Source organism: Bacillus sp. RB3, assembly GCF_030164735.1.
GTDB classification, from domain to species: domain Bacteria; phylum Bacillota; class Bacilli; order Bacillales; family Bacillaceae_G; genus Bacillus_A; species Bacillus_A cereus.
In genome coordinates this window covers 92,670-106,734 of record NZ_JASNGE010000012.1, presented here as the reverse complement: position 1 = coordinate 106,734, position 14,065 = coordinate 92,670, and the positions used below count along the sequence as shown (strand labels likewise).

Sequence of the window (14,065 nt, the reverse complement as noted above, 5' to 3'; positions counted from 1 at the left end):
TCGTTTTCATCCCCCCAGCCGTATGGTGATTTCTACAACTTACTTAATATTTCACGTAATTGTTCGTCCTTTTCAAGCATTTCTACACATACATTTCCTACAACTGTCGCTGACCTAGAATAGTGTTCAGCCAATTCTAGTGTTTTGTGTAATATATCAGGATATTTTTCAATTACTCTCATCGCTTCACCTTTTTGATAAAAATCACAGCTTAATAAACTCTCAATATTCGTTCCAATGACGTCTACATGGATTTTATATATATTTTCTAACTTCATTACTATATCAAGTAGTTCTTGAAAATTAACTAATACTTCTTCTCCACCACCAGAACCACTATCTCCCATTGATACTTGCATTATTGAATACCTCCTAACGAGAATTGTCTCGGGTCAATTAACTTTTTATATGGCATTTTTAACACGTCATACAATTTCTTATTAATCGCATAGAGGCTCACCCAGTCATATCGATTACGATCTACATCGATTTGAACGAAATCTTCTCCTTCAGTAAAATATAAGAAACATTCCCATTTTCCTCCTCTATTACTTCGAGGCCTCGTATACGTTTCTATCGCTATAACGTCTTTATTTGATAAATCTTTTTCTTCAAATGTTTTTTGTTCTGCCTCTGTCATTCTCTTTGAGAAAAATGTATCTTCTATTTCCCTCGGTTCTCTCAATAAGAAAGGAATGCGTGTTAATAATGAAAAATATACGTCCGGCTTTGGTATGTAGTGGATCTCGTATTTTTTATTTGGTTCTATTTCTGTTAATACAGCCACTCGGTCTTTATCCTCTTTTAAAAAGCCAATTAATACATTATTCATTCTCGTGTATTCATGACAATTTTCATATTCCTTTAATAGTTCAATTATTTGAAAAGCTGCAGGGGTAATTCCATTTTCACTTGTAAGTAGGCCTTTTTCTTTTAAACTCGTAGTTGCTTTCGTGACACATTCTGCATCAAGTAAAATAATTGCGTCACGGTTTGGCAATCCAAATATATCGGTAACCCCAGCTGCACCTGCGAGAACATATAATTCAGCAGGTGCAAAACTCATTTCTTTCCCCATTCTTTTATCCCTCGTTTCTCCATCACAGTTGTTTTATCGCCCTTACTTCCGATTTATCTCCGTACGTTTGAATGCTTTTATCTAACTCTTTCAAAGCTTTCGTATGTCCTTCAAATGCCTCTACCATTTCTGAATTATATTGAATGATCAAATCAAGATAACTTAAAAATGCATCTCTCGTTTTTCCATTCCATTTCGCACCTGTGACATATGCTTTTAAGTCTTTCGCTTGGTTTAAAGAATCCTTCATACCATTTTCAATGTTTTGTGCGTAAGAAATGGCACTTGCAGTGTTACTTCCTATAATTTCAACCTCTTTACCACTCATGTTGGTTCCCTCCATTCTTTGTATGCTTAATGGATAAGTTTTTCAAATTCCTTTTTCTTTTCTTCAAAAGCCTTGGTCGCTGCAGCGTATGCTGACGCTTTCTCTGATTCTGCTTTCGCTTTATATTCCAAATACTTTGCATAAGCTGTACTTTTTGCAGATCCAACATCGCTTAATGCACTTTTAAAATAGGATACTAATGTATGTAATTCTTCATCCTTTTCATGACGTTTTTGTTCAAATTCAACTGCCGGAATTTTATTAGCTTCTAAGCCATTACTTTTACTCTCATACTCTCTCTTCGCTGATTCAGCCTCTTGAATGAATTGCTTTAACTCTCTTTCTTTATCTTTTAAATAATCATGTAAATCATCATACCGATCTCGTTTCCTCGCACTTTCTGTAAAACCAGACGCATTTAAAAAAGCATTGTACAATTCATCTAACATCTTTCTCCCCCTTTAGCACAATAACTATGTAGTTAAATTCGTATATTTAAACATGAATATTCATTACATTAAGAATTAACAAATAATTATTTTTACATATTGCTATTTTATCAAAGGGATTTTAACATTTCCATATTTTATGAATGGCTTTCGCATTTTTCTTCAATAAAGTGAAACTTTAATCAATATGACTATGTATTTATTACTACCTTTTATCCAATTCATTCGTATTAAATCCTTGCTTGAGAGTAAGACCAGTTCTTTCTTATTTCATCAACAACTATTTCTGGATAATCCCAATGAAGCGTACGAGTAGGCTCCCTGATTCGTTATACTATTTCTTGGGCTGTTTTGTTTCTATATTCATTCCAATATTTTGGCTCAGTCGCTCTTAAAAGAACAATAGAAAAAGGATCTGATATGAATATCAGATCCTTAACTTTTATTTCTTAATACATACATCTTTTTACACGATAACTGGTTCGTACGTGCTCAAATTATCATACTCAGTTTTTACAATACTAGGTGGAAGGTTAACACATCCTTAGATTCACCTTTTCTTGTAGCAGTGCATAATATTTAATAAAATTAAAGCATATTTTTACTTACCAGACTTAATTTTTTCGTTATATTCTTCTAAAGTTAACCCTTTTTCTTTTAGATAAACGGCAACTTCTTTTCCTACATAACGATAGTGCCATGGCTCATACTTAATGCCAGTAATATTCTCTTTCTCTTTTGGATAGCGGAGAGTAAATCCATATTCTGCAGCATTCTTATCTAACCATTTGAATGCATCAGTAGTTTCAAATTTTGCATTTAAATCTTCTACAGTATTCTGCCATTCAACTGAAATAATGTCTAACGCTAATCCAGTATGATGTTCACTTGCACCAGGATACTGAAGATATTCCAATGCCTTAGCACTAGCCTCTTTATCCGACAAGCCTTGAGATTTATAGCTTTTAACTGAAGCATCATAATAAGTTTGTTGTAATTTTATAGCTCGATAACCTGATCTTAAATAAAGATTGATTCCCTCTTTTTTTGCAGCTGCTACCATATCCTGATAGGAAGTTGCAATTCTACTATCTATTTTCATATTTGGCTTCGCATTTTGGGTGATACTTGTTAATTCAATTCCTAGTTCCTTTGATAACATATGCTCTCTATTTACAAGGATAATTCTCCAATCATTAACATCAGAGATAGGTAAAACATCTTTTTTCTTCGCATGTATTTCATTTTTATTTTTATCGTTATTATTAGTAGTTGCCTGAGATGTTTGCTTTCCACTACAAGCAGCAAGACTCCATCCCATTGCTAATACCAATGCTAAAATTATAAATTTTTTAATTGTATCTCATTCCCTTTTTGTTTATTAGTCTTTATACCAATTTCCCAACACGTCTCTAGGAATCTCCTTGAAATCCTTCAAAGAAACGGGGCCGACAAATTTTTTAATTCCATGTTTTTTAGAATTTTCATCCGAATAATCTTTTAAAAATTGAATTTTAAATTGTTTCTTACCATCAGCATAGTCGGTTACTGTCGGTACGATTGCCGCTTGTCGTATACCAAAAGTTTTATCTTCATACTTAACAAATTGTACATAAGATAATCCTCCAACTAATGTTTCTAATTTTTCTTGCGCAGAAATAAGATTTCCAAGAGAATAATAGATTAGCGTTTCATGTCCATCTTTATTTTGTTTCCACTCAATTGGTTGAATTACATGTGGATGATTTCCAATTACTACATCTACACCTAAATCTGTTAAATATTGAGCAACTTCTTTTTGTTGCTTTGAAGGTGTTGAGGTATATTCTACTCCCCAATGCACCATAACAATCACCATATCAGAGCTACTCTTTGCCTTTTCCACATCATTTTGTATCGCTTTTTTATCAATTAAATTTAAAGCCCAAGACTTATCAGCTGGAATTTTAATTCCATTCGTACCATATGTATAATTTAGTAACGCAAAACGAATACCATTTTTTGTAATCGTTTTTATTTCATTACGCTCGTTTTGACTCTCATTAATACCTAACGGGATAACATCCGGATATTTCTTCCAGTATTCTCTTGTATTCGCAACACCTTTAATACCCATATCCATAGCGTGATTTGTCGCTTGAGTCACTATATTGAATCCAGTGTCCACTAAAGATTGGCCTACTTCTTCAGGTGTATTGAAAGTCGGATATCCCTGTACTTTCAAATTATTTCCGGCAATCGGAGTCTCCTGGTTCACTATAGCAAGATCACTTGATTTAACAGCTTTTTTGATATTTTCATAAATATAATTATAATCATATGAACCGTCTTTTTGTTTGCCATCTTTAATTACTGCATCATGATATAAATTATCACCCGTTGCTATTAAATTCACAACCGATTGTACTTTTTTATCTTCCGTAAAATTAGGAGACTGTTGGATAGGACTTTTCTCTACCCAATTTGGTGCTTTTAATGATGTATCTATATTGGATTCAGCCGGTGGTAATGAAGCTTTAGATGTCTTAACATCTGTATTACCACAAGCGGTTAAAAGCACTAAAAAAATAAGACATACTAAAAAAAACTTTTTACTTCTCTGTAAAGTATCTAACATGTGATCCTCTTTTCTGTTTTATTCCTTATAACCAGTTCTAAAAAATCATTCTTTAAAACAACGTATTTTGGTTTTACCCTTAATTATGGAAGGACACTCTGTTACACCTGCTTCGGAATATACTAATAATTGTTTTCCGCTTTCTAGCAATCTATCGATTCCATCAGAAGTGATAGATTACTAGAAAAAGATGATCCACCAGGATATCGACTAGTTTGATATCCCTGTTCCAATTGCAGTAACTCGTTTAATATTTAAACAAGATAGGAGAATCGTTCATATAGCTTCTTCTCTCGCTTTATGTTTAAGGTGCCTCCAAAAAAAGGGATCGTTGCTGTACCCCTTTACATAGTGCGAAATTTTTGTAACTAATTTCTTTCATTCAAGCGACAAACATTATACCGATAACAATAAGTAAGACCCAAGAACTTATTTTACCAATATACGAAAAAAGTAGCAATCTTTTGTCCCATATAAAGAAGCCCATTAGGAGAAATGAACGAGAGATTCATTCTATTCAATTCCTGCATTGATTAATAAAAAAACAAGCCACCCAACTATTGGATGGCTCTATACTATAAAGAGAATTTGTTATTGGATTACTTCAATTTCCCTTCAAAAACAATCTTCCTACCGCACGGTTCAACTACTGTTTTGCCGTCTTTTTTTACTTCATGAAAGATTGGCTCTTCTATACGACGAGACGGAGCGTAGCCTTCTTGTTCCATACGTGCTAAGCAGTCTGTAATTGTTTCATTTTCAAGTACTTCAAATTTCTTTTTATTAGGTTGTTTTGTCATGCCCTAACCTACTTTCTATTTTTCTTGATGCAAATTGATTTTTCATGTAGACCATATATAACATTGCGAGAATTCCCATTATAATCATAACCGCAATAAAAAAGCTTGTATACTGTATTTTTTCTATAAATACGCCGCCTAATACAGGTCCCATAATACTTCCTAAACTAAAAGCGATTCCGGATAATATATTACCTGCCGGTAGTAAATGTCTCGGTAATAAATCAGTCATAAATCCAAGCCCTAAAGAGAAGCACGATCCAATAACCATACCCGCTAAAAGCATGCAGGCAAAGACGATCCAGTAATATTGATCAAATACGGCGGCAAGTAGAAAAATGCCCGTACTTATGCTAAACGTCCACGTTAATATACGGTCCCTTCCGTATTTATCACTCAATATACCGAGCGGAATTTGTGTAATAATACCCCCAACTGCAAATGCTGGTAATAAGAAGGATACATCTGAAACAGACCACCCTTTACGAAGTGCGTATACTGGTAAGTTACTGTTTAGCATTGCTTCAAGTACGCCATATGCAAGTGGTCCTAGCAGTGCAATCCATCCTAATCCAACAACTTGTTTATAACGAGAAAATGATGATTCACTCTTCGCTTCTCTTTCATCTTGCGCTGGGAATGCATTTTTTGTTGGAAGTAGTAAAAGCCAACCTATTAGACAAAGTATAGTAGATATAATAAATGGCGTTGCAAGACCGTACTGCACAGTGCTTGCTAAATACGGGCCAACGGCAAAACCAATTCCGAAGAATACACCGTATATCGATACTTGTCTCCCTATTTTACTTGGGTCTGATGTTGTCGTGATCCACGTTTGTGTTCCGACATGAAGCATATGATCTCCGACTCCAACTAGAAATCTAAGGATAAACCATACCCAAAACGAAAATGTTTGTGTAAAAAAGAATAATGAAATAATAACGAGAAACCCACCTATAACAATAATCGGCTTCATTCCAAACCTTTGCATCGGTTTTTCAAGAAACGGCGAAATGACTAATATCCCAATGTACAATGCCGTCGCATGAATACCATTAATACTTGAACTAACCCCTTCTTGTTCAAAAATCATTGCAATGGCAGGTAAGAGCATTCCTTGTGATAAACCCGAGATTGCTACAATCCCAACCATAATCCAAAAAGTAAAACGCATTGACATCCCTTTCCCTCTCCTTCTCACGCTTCCACTTTTCATTATAAACTGTTTCTGCAAATGCGTGTACGAATATTCGCAATAAAAAACAAGCTAAAAGAATGAATCTTTTAGCTTGTTACCTTATCCTTCCCAAACTTGTGCTTTCACATTGTTATGAAATTGCTTAAAGTATGGATGTTTATAAAAAGCAGTTTCATATAAGTATTGCTGTGCGTTAGCGATTGGTGGCTGCGGATATTGCATTTGTAAAGGAACTACAGCTGGCGAAACTTGCATATACAGCGGTTTTATCATCATTTTTGTATATGCGTAATGATTATATGGCGAATAAGCGATGAAAAATGGTTGATGCATTGATAATCTCCCCTTTAACATACAAATGTTATAGTATATGCAATACTGCTCATTTCGGGGATTATTTCTGTTCTAACCAATTCTCTACATGTTTTATAAATACATCTAAACAATCAATAAACGGCGAGTGTCCGCAATCTTCTAATACCTTCAACTCTGCATTTGGCAAATGTTTCGCTAATTCCTCACCGACTACTTGCGGAACGACATAATCTCTATCGCCTTGTATGACGAGTGTTGGCGCTTTAATACGATGAATTTGTTTACTTCCCTCTACAACCCCATTATGTTCATCTGAAATATTAAATGTAATGAGCGCATAATTCACATCTACGAAATTACGTTGCGTTAACATATCATCTAAATACTTTTCATAACGGTCCGGTTCAGGTTGATTATGTGTATATATTAATAAATTCCATACTGTACGGTAATATAGTTTGTTCATATTTTTTATCGCGTCTAATACTGGAGCAATTTGTACTGGATCTTGCGCAATTTCTTCTTTCGTCTTTACTAAACTTGATACAATTGGCTGCCCATTCGTATCTTTTTTAAAGATTGGGTAACCTTTCATTCCTACTGATTCTACTAAAATTAACTTTTCTACAAAATTTGGGTGATTCGCTGTAAATTGCATCGCAACGCCACCGCCCATTGACCAGCCCATTAAGGAGAATTTCTCTAGCTTTAACTCGTCGATAAATAATTTTACATCGTCTGCAAAGTCTTGTAATGAATCTATCGACTGATTATACGTTGATTGTCCAAACCCTCTTAAATCAAGAGCGTAAATATGGTATTGATTTTGCAACTTTTCAATGACTAAATCCCAATGTTGTGACGATGTCATGTTCCCGTGAATGAGTACAAGAATATCTGTATTTCGCCTTCCAACTTCCTGATATGCAATCGTTTCTCCGTTCGATAGTGAAACAAACTCCATTGTTGCAGGCTTAATCATCACAAGTTCCCCCATTCTATTTAATAGAAAGAAAATTCTTTACTTAATTAAAGAATAGCACGTAGAATATACGTTCGCAACATAAAACCTATAAGAATTTTTTACATAAATCAACATGTCTATTACTAGACAATTATTATAAAAAAGTATATAGTTAGCTAGGTAACTAATTTGAAAGGATCAAAATACATGGACGAAAAACAACATTTTTTTCACATCGTCAGCCAGACTTCTCGAAAGTTTACGAAGAAATTTAATGAACGTGTATCTCCAACAGGGTTATTTAGTGCGCAATGGGCTGTTATTTTCCGCATTAATCAAACTGGTTCTTGTACGCAAACAGAATTGTGCCAGTATTTAAATGTTGAATCACCAACGATGACTCGTACGTTAACACGTATGGAAACGATGGGATGGATTATTCGTACAGAAGGTAAAGATCGCCGTGAGAAGCTCATTTCTTTATCCGAAACAGCGATAAAGATGATTCCAATATGGCAAGAAGAAGTTGATACTTTCGAAGAAAAAACGCTAGAAGGTATTAACGAAGATGATTTACATCAAGCATTTCAAGTGTTACAACAAATTATTAAAAATTTAGATTAAATTGGAGGGATGACGATGCAAAGTGAGAAACTTTGGACGAAGGATTTCCTCGGAACTTGTTTTAGTAGTCTATTTCTCTTCTTAACATTTTACATGCTTATGACTACTCTGCCTGTCTATGTAATAGACGGCCTAAAAGGAAAACCTGAGGAAATTGGTTTAGTTGCAACTGTGTTTCTTATTTCTTCTGTTTTATGTAGACCATTCACAGGAAAATGGCTCGATGATTTAGGAAGAAAGAAAATATTATTTATTTCACTTTCATTATTTTTAACCGCTACTGTTATGTATTTCGGTGCGCAAAGTTTATTCTTATTACTTGCCCTTCGCTTCTTGCACGGTATTGGGTTCGGGATGGCAACGACAGCTACTGGTACGATCGTAACTGATGTTGCGCCAGCTCATCGACGAGGCGAAGCGCTTGCATATTTCGGCGTATTTATGAGTCTGCCGATGGTAATTGGTCCTTTTTTAGGTTTAACAATTATTTCTCATTTTTCGTTTACTGTATTATTTATCGTTTGTTCCGTATTTTCATTACTTGCATTTTTATTAGGACTACTTGTAGATATTCCGCACGAAGCACCTGTTAGCAAACAAAAACGTGAAAAAATGAAATGGAAAGACTTAATCGAACCATCTTCTATTCCGATTGCACTTACAGGATTTGTTTTAGCCTTTTCTTATAGTGGTATTTTATCCTTTATTCCTATTTATGCGAAAGAACTCGGTTTAAGTGAAATTGCAAGTTACTTCTTTATTTTATACGCACTTGTTGTTGTCATTTCTCGTCCATTTACAGGAAAGATTTTTGATCGCTTCGGTGAAAATGTACTTGTTTACCCTGCTATCATTATTTTCACAATCGGAATGTTCATATTAAGCCAAGCACAAACTTCATTTTGGTTCCTTGGCGCAGGTATGCTAATCGGTTTAGGTTACGGAACATTAATTCCGAGTTTCCAAACGATTGCGATTTCTGCCGCTCCAAACCATAGACGTGGTTCTGCGACAGCTACGTATTTCTCATTCTTTGATAGTGGTATTGGTTTTGGTTCTTTCATTTTAGGTATTGTCGCAGCGAAATCCAGTTATCATAATATGTATTTTATCGCAGCTATTATCGTTGCGTTCACTTTACTTTTATATTATGGATTACACGGACGAAAACAAAAATTCAAGAAACAACCTACAGACGGAAAAATTTCCGCTTAACGTTAATAAGGAAAGTAAACTTCCCCGTTTACTTTCCTTATTTTGTATTTCTTTCAAGACGAGCGTATACTTATAGTAGAAATAAAAAGGAGGGCCATATATGAAACTAAAAAAATCTCCCCTACTCTTACTTATACTAACATTCATATTTGTAATTACAGGGCTTGGGTTTACTTACTTCAAACAAAATAAAACGACCCCAACAAAACATAATGTGACAAAAGAAAACTGGTTAAATGACCCTTACTTACGTTGGTCGTATACCCATATGAAAGAATTCACTTTAGTTAATAACGTAAAAAACAACCCTGACCAAATTGCTCACTTCCCTTCCGCATTGCAAAACTTAGATGATTTTGCTGTAGAGCGTAGATTCGGAAATACAACTCCTCTAAAAAAACTTTTAGACGATAACAAAACAGATGCTTTTGTCGTTTTACATAATGGACAACTTGTTTATGAACGATATTTCAATGGGTATAAACAGAATGAACCTCATGGTATGGCATCATTAGCAAAAGTCTTTACCGGGGCAATTATACAATCTCTCGCTGAAGAAAAACGTATTGACTTAGAAAAAACAGCTGACACTTACATAAAAGAATTAAAAAACACACCGTTCGGTAATGCCACACTTCAGCAATTAATGGACATGCAAGTGTCAGCAGAATACCCGACCCATGGATATGAGCAACCTGGGCTAGAAAATCAAGATGCACAATTATATTTAGCTAGCAATATTTTACCCCGCGGCAAAAATTACGACGGTCCGATGAAAATTTATGATATGTTACGGGAAGCCGAAGAAACTGCACCGCCTGGTTCTTCCTTTTCTTACAATAACGGATCAACAGAAACGCTCGCTTGGATTATTAGAACTATTACTGGTAAATCACTAGCTGAAAATGTAAGCGAACGAATTTGGTCTCAAATTGGTATGGAAGAAAACGCGTATTACGTTACAGATGAAACAAAAGTAGAACAAGCTAGTGCTGGATTAAATGCAACTGCTAGAGATATGGCGAGATTCGGGCAATTACTATTAAACAACGGGGAATATAATGGAAAACAAATTCTCCCTTCTTCTATTACTGAAGATATAAAAAATGTCCAAGAAGGTGAACTTGCAATTGGCCCTGGAGCTTCCATTTCTTATCATAATCAATGGTGGATTCCGCACAATGAACAAGGTGCTTTTGAAGTGTTAGGTAGTTACGGACAAACACTTTACATCGATCCGAAAGCAAATATGGTAATCGTTCATTTCTCTTCTAACGCAACGCCAAGTAATGAAATACATTCGGTTTATTCAAATATGTATATTGATATTGCACATTATTTAGAAAAGCTTCCACAGTAGTGGAAGCTTTTTCTTATTTCGGTGTTTTATTTGAATCCATTATATTATTCCAGGTTTAAAAGCATTCGTAAATCTACTATCCTCATCATAGTTATTCATAATTAAACTTTTTATTAGCAATCCAATAAAAAGTTACGAAGAGTGTCAATAAAATCCAAATAATCGTTAGTAACACATTGGCTATTGTGTTTGAATTTACTAATCACGTAATGAATGTTTCCATCATAAAAGAGTTTGATTATTTTTGTGACCTCTCCTCCATTAAAGCGCTCATTTGCTACAGTTTAATTTTCATTATGCTGTTTTGCCGAGTCCAATGCTTTTTTTAGTTCGTCCGGTTTTTGAGTACCTATTACAACTGAATTATATATCAACTTTAACTCTATGCCTTTCTTTCCATTCATGTTATAGACTTTTTCACCCTTAAAATTAAAACGAATTCCCCATCCTCCAAATCTTTTTAACGGACTGTAAGTAATACTTTCATAGTTACGTATATCTTTGAGGAGATACTCCCTATATTGAAAATGAAAAGGTACAAAACGAACATAAAGACCTTTTCCACGAACCTCAATAATTAGCTTCAATACCCCAAGCATTAATATAGGAGAAGCAATTCCAAAAACTAACCACAAGACAATTAATGCACCATTAGGAGCTGGTTTATCTCCAAACGGAATATCAAAGATAATTTGTTGAATAAATCCATACCACATCAGTATGGCGATCCCTAATATGAGTATCCATATCCAAATTTGTTGTGGCCGCTGAACCTCACGAAAGATAACTTGTTCTTGTTGTTTCATTAGCAATTCCACCTCCTAAATGGCTTATTTATTTGATTTCAACACATTTTATTCAACAATCTGGACTGATTGCTAAACAACAAAAAAATTGTACAAAAATTCCGTTCTGGGGTTGGTATAAGATTTTAACTTGATAGGCATGGAGATACTACCATTACTTCAACAATTCGAGTATCCAAAATTTAAATTAAATCTGAATTAACTAAAGCCGACAGCAATTGGATAATATTCATACTCTGACTGGCTGTCGGCTTTAATTTTAAAGTTTAATTAAAAAAATTTTTCTTATTATTTTTGATATAGTTAACGACAATTACAAAATAAGTAACAGCTATGAGATTAATTATACTTAATATTAGACCTGATGGATTGGACCAAGGAAGTACAAAAAGCCAAAATACTACCAAAATCGAACTCATTACATATAACCATTTGAATTGATCTGTCATTTTTAATTCCCCCCTTTTCCCTTCTTTGATGATTTTATCTTTCAAGAAATCATCTCCTTTAATTAATTCGTCAATGCTAATATTGAATAAATCACTTAATGTAATAAGTGTTTCAATATTCGGATAGCCTTTTTCAAGCTCCCATTTAGAAATTGATTGTCTGCTTATGTTTAATTTAAGAGCTAGTTCTTCTTGTGATAAGTTATGCTTTAAACGTTCTTCTTTTAGCTTTTTATAAAATTCCATGATTTTCAACTCCTATAATTTTATTTTTACTATAGATTATAAAAATTCATAAGAATAGAGAAGTAGAATGATGTAACCTAAGAGTAGCAAATGTTTGAAACCGGTGGTTGCATTATACTTCGATGCAAATGAAATAACATTTTTATATATAAGGACAATCATTGTAAATTTCAGAATTTTCTATATATTTAAAGGTTATCTCCCAAACAACCTCGAATAATTGTACTACATATACATAAGGAGGGTGATCTATTTTGTTTCGTTCCTTTACAAATGGTTGCGTCGCCTTAGTGCAACGCTTCTTGCCAGAACCGTTTATTTTATCATGTTTACTAACTGTTTTCGTTATCTTCTTTGGTATGTTTGCGACTCACCAAACCCCTGTAGAAATGATTAATCACTGGGGTAATGGAATTTGGGGACTCCTCGCCTTTTCTATGCAAATGGCACTTGTACTCGTGACTGGATCTGCTTTAGCAAATGCTCCTCTTATTAAAAAGGGATTAACGAAAGCTGCCAGACTACCAAAAACGAATGGACAAGGCATTATTGCCATTTCAATTGTAAGTTTACTTGGTGCATACATAAACTGGGGCTTTGGAATTGTTGTATCTGTTTTATACGCAAAAGAAGTGGCAAGGCAGCTGGACGGATTAGATTATAGACTAGCAATCGCCTCTTCTTACTCTGGATTTCTCATTTGGCATGCGGGTCTTTCTGCCTCTATCCCTCTTACGTTAGCAACAGGCGGTGAAACGTTAATTAAAACGACTGCTGGAAGTATTAAAGAGGCGATTCCAATAACAGAAACGTTATTCTCACCATACGCTCTCGTTCCAGTTATTATTTTTCTCATTACGATGCCTCTCATTAATAAGGCGATGCATCCAGATGAAAAACATACGATAACTGTAGATCCTAGCGTGTTCCATGAAGAAGCCGCTGCTCAAGAAGTAGAAAAAAATACATTCGCTGAAAAGATGGAAAATAGCATTATTATTACACTTTGCGTTGGATTGTTAGGTCTCATTTATATTTTCAATTACTTTTATACGAAAGGTTTTAACCTTACTCTCGATATCGTGATTTTTATGTTATTAATTGCAGGTCTTATTTTCCACCGTACTCCGATTCAGTATATTCGCGCTTTTTCAGACTCTACGAAAAGTGCTTCTGGCATTTTACTTCAATTTCCGTTTTACGCAGGAATTATGGGCATGATGATTGGAGCAAATAGTGAAGGACTTTCACTTGGAGGAGCTATTTCTAATTTCTTTATTAGCATTTCAAATGAAACGACTTTTCCGCTCTTTACATTTTTAAGTGCTGGCATTGTTAACATTTTCGTTCCATCTGGCGGCGGTCAATGGGCTGTGCAAGCACCAATTATGATTCCAGCTGGCGCTGAACTTGGTGTACCTGCTGCAAAAACAGCAATGGCAATTGCATGGGGCGATGCTTGGACGAATTTAATTCAACCTTTCTGGGCATTACCAGCATTAGCGATAGCTGGTTTAGGTGCTCGTGACATTATGGGATTTTGTGTTGTGAACTTACTATATGCGGGTTTTATCATTAGTCTATGCTTCTTATTTATTTAAACGAAAAGCTAGTTT

General features: G+C 34.6%; 16 protein-coding genes. 4 read left to right on the top strand and 12 right to left on the bottom strand.

Going from position 1 to position 14,065, the window contains the following annotated elements:
• Positions 1–32: 32 nt before the first annotated feature.
• From QO049_RS17065 to phaZ, 10 genes are all read right to left on the bottom strand, one after another.
• The gene (locus QO049_RS17065) at positions 33–359 is read right to left on the bottom strand and encodes a hypothetical protein (RefSeq protein WP_001198201.1); all 327 of its coding nucleotides are present in this window, start codon (positions 357–359) and stop codon (positions 33–35) included.
• Complete coding sequence (locus QO049_RS17060; protein WP_074789758.1) at positions 359–1,078, bottom strand: DUF5081 family protein; 720 nt, start codon at positions 1,076–1,078, stop codon at positions 359–361. Before QO049_RS17060 ends, QO049_RS17065 begins: the two co-directional genes overlap by 1 nt.
• 22 nt (positions 1,079–1,100) lie before the next feature.
• Positions 1,101–1,406: a WXG100 family type VII secretion target gene (locus tag QO049_RS17055; protein ID WP_000014535.1), complete on the bottom strand. Its 306-nt coding sequence runs from the start codon at positions 1,404–1,406 to the stop codon at positions 1,101–1,103.
• A 26-nt stretch (positions 1,407–1,432) separates the two neighbouring features.
• On the bottom strand, positions 1,433–1,855 hold the full coding sequence (locus QO049_RS17050) for a hypothetical protein (protein ID WP_000883470.1): 423 nt from the start codon (positions 1,853–1,855) through the stop codon (positions 1,433–1,435).
• Between the two features lie 601 nt (positions 1,856–2,456).
• On the bottom strand, positions 2,457–3,188 hold the full coding sequence (locus QO049_RS17045; protein WP_000241987.1) for a M15 family metallopeptidase: 732 nt from the start codon (positions 3,186–3,188) through the stop codon (positions 2,457–2,459).
• Positions 3,189–3,236: 48 nt separating this feature from the next.
• Complete coding sequence (locus QO049_RS17040) at positions 3,237–4,472, bottom strand: CapA family protein (RefSeq protein WP_048568386.1); 1,236 nt, start codon at positions 4,470–4,472, stop codon at positions 3,237–3,239.
• A 599-nt stretch (positions 4,473–5,071) separates the two neighbouring features.
• Complete coding sequence (locus QO049_RS17035) at positions 5,072–5,272, bottom strand: NETI motif-containing protein (RefSeq protein ID WP_134188364.1); 201 nt, start codon at positions 5,270–5,272, stop codon at positions 5,072–5,074.
• A complete protein-coding gene (locus QO049_RS17030) occupies positions 5,256–6,452 on the bottom strand; it encodes an MFS transporter (protein WP_000062796.1) in 1,197 nt (398 codons plus the stop codon). The genes QO049_RS17035 and QO049_RS17030 overlap by 17 nt, the downstream gene beginning before the upstream one ends.
• A 117-nt stretch (positions 6,453–6,569) precedes the next feature.
• Positions 6,570–6,803, bottom strand: coding sequence for a hypothetical protein (locus tag QO049_RS17025; protein ID WP_000554159.1), 234 nt, complete (start codon positions 6,801–6,803; stop codon positions 6,570–6,572).
• Between the two features lie 61 nt (positions 6,804–6,864).
• On the bottom strand, positions 6,865–7,767 hold the full coding sequence (gene phaZ, locus QO049_RS17020; protein ID WP_098541082.1) for an intracellular short-chain-length polyhydroxyalkanoate depolymerase: 903 nt from the start codon (positions 7,765–7,767) through the stop codon (positions 6,865–6,867).
• Positions 7,768–7,956: 189 nt separating this feature from the next.
• Here phaZ and QO049_RS17015 point away from each other — a divergent pair, with 189 nt between their 5' ends.
• From QO049_RS17015 to QO049_RS17005, 3 genes are all read left to right on the top strand, one after another.
• Complete coding sequence (locus tag QO049_RS17015) at positions 7,957–8,373, top strand: MarR family winged helix-turn-helix transcriptional regulator (RefSeq protein ID WP_000343675.1); 417 nt, start codon at positions 7,957–7,959, stop codon at positions 8,371–8,373.
• A gap of 15 nt (positions 8,374–8,388) precedes the next feature.
• A complete protein-coding gene (locus tag QO049_RS17010) occupies positions 8,389–9,588 on the top strand; it encodes an MFS transporter (protein WP_284489355.1) in 1,200 nt (399 codons plus the stop codon).
• Between the two features lie 100 nt (positions 9,589–9,688).
• Entirely contained in the window at positions 9,689–10,948 is a 1,260-nt protein-coding gene (locus QO049_RS17005) for a serine hydrolase domain-containing protein (protein WP_246960556.1), read from the top strand.
• Positions 10,949–11,232: 284 nt separating this feature from the next.
• Here the strand turns inward: QO049_RS17005 and QO049_RS17000 are convergent, their stop codons facing one another.
• Both QO049_RS17000 and QO049_RS16995 read right to left on the bottom strand, forming a co-directional pair.
• Positions 11,233–11,754, bottom strand: coding sequence for a DUF6141 family protein (locus tag QO049_RS17000; protein ID WP_053512605.1), 522 nt, complete (start codon positions 11,752–11,754; stop codon positions 11,233–11,235).
• A 266-nt stretch (positions 11,755–12,020) separates the two neighbouring features.
• Positions 12,021–12,449, bottom strand: coding sequence for a helix-turn-helix domain-containing protein (locus tag QO049_RS16995; RefSeq protein WP_053512606.1), 429 nt, complete (start codon positions 12,447–12,449; stop codon positions 12,021–12,023).
• 254 nt (positions 12,450–12,703) lie between these two features.
• Here QO049_RS16995 and QO049_RS16990 point away from each other — a divergent pair, with 254 nt between their 5' ends.
• Positions 12,704–14,050, top strand: a complete 1,347-nt coding sequence (locus QO049_RS16990) for a short-chain fatty acid transporter (RefSeq protein WP_000490009.1) — start codon at positions 12,704–12,706, stop codon at positions 14,048–14,050.
• Positions 14,051–14,065 lie beyond the last annotated feature (15 nt).

Bases quoted from the DNA above. Each gene is read 5' to 3' on its own strand.
- QO049_RS17065 (WP_001198201.1), bottom strand. From the start codon at position 359: ATGCAAGTATCAATGGGAGATAGTGGTTCTGGTGGTGGAGAAGAAGTA.
- QO049_RS17060 (WP_074789758.1), bottom strand. From the start codon at position 1,078: ATGGGGAAAGAAATGAGTTTTGCACCTGCTGAATTATATGTTCTCGCA.
- QO049_RS17055 (WP_000014535.1), bottom strand. From the start codon at position 1,406: ATGAGTGGTAAAGAGGTTGAAATTATAGGAAGTAACACTGCAAGTGCC.
- QO049_RS17050 (WP_000883470.1), bottom strand. From the start codon at position 1,855: ATGTTAGATGAATTGTACAATGCTTTTTTAAATGCGTCTGGTTTTACA.
- QO049_RS17040 (WP_048568386.1), bottom strand. From the start codon at position 4,472: ATGTTAGATACTTTACAGAGAAGTAAAAAGTTTTTTTTAGTATGTCTT.
- QO049_RS17035 (WP_134188364.1), bottom strand. From the start codon at position 5,272: ATGACAAAACAACCTAATAAAAAGAAATTTGAAGTACTTGAAAATGAA.
- QO049_RS17030 (WP_000062796.1), bottom strand. From the start codon at position 6,452: ATGTCAATGCGTTTTACTTTTTGGATTATGGTTGGGATTGTAGCAATC.
- QO049_RS17025 (WP_000554159.1), bottom strand. From the start codon at position 6,803: ATGCATCAACCATTTTTCATCGCTTATTCGCCATATAATCATTACGCA.
- phaZ (WP_098541082.1), bottom strand. From the start codon at position 7,767: ATGATTAAGCCTGCAACAATGGAGTTTGTTTCACTATCGAACGGAGAA.
- QO049_RS17015 (WP_000343675.1), top strand. From the start codon at position 7,957: ATGGACGAAAAACAACATTTTTTTCACATCGTCAGCCAGACTTCTCGA.
- QO049_RS17010 (WP_284489355.1), top strand. From the start codon at position 8,389: ATGCAAAGTGAGAAACTTTGGACGAAGGATTTCCTCGGAACTTGTTTT.
- QO049_RS17005 (WP_246960556.1), top strand. From the start codon at position 9,689: ATGAAACTAAAAAAATCTCCCCTACTCTTACTTATACTAACATTCATA.
- QO049_RS17000 (WP_053512605.1), bottom strand. From the start codon at position 11,754: ATGAAACAACAAGAACAAGTTATCTTTCGTGAGGTTCAGCGGCCACAA.
- QO049_RS16995 (WP_053512606.1), bottom strand. From the start codon at position 12,449: ATGGAATTTTATAAAAAGCTAAAAGAAGAACGTTTAAAGCATAACTTA.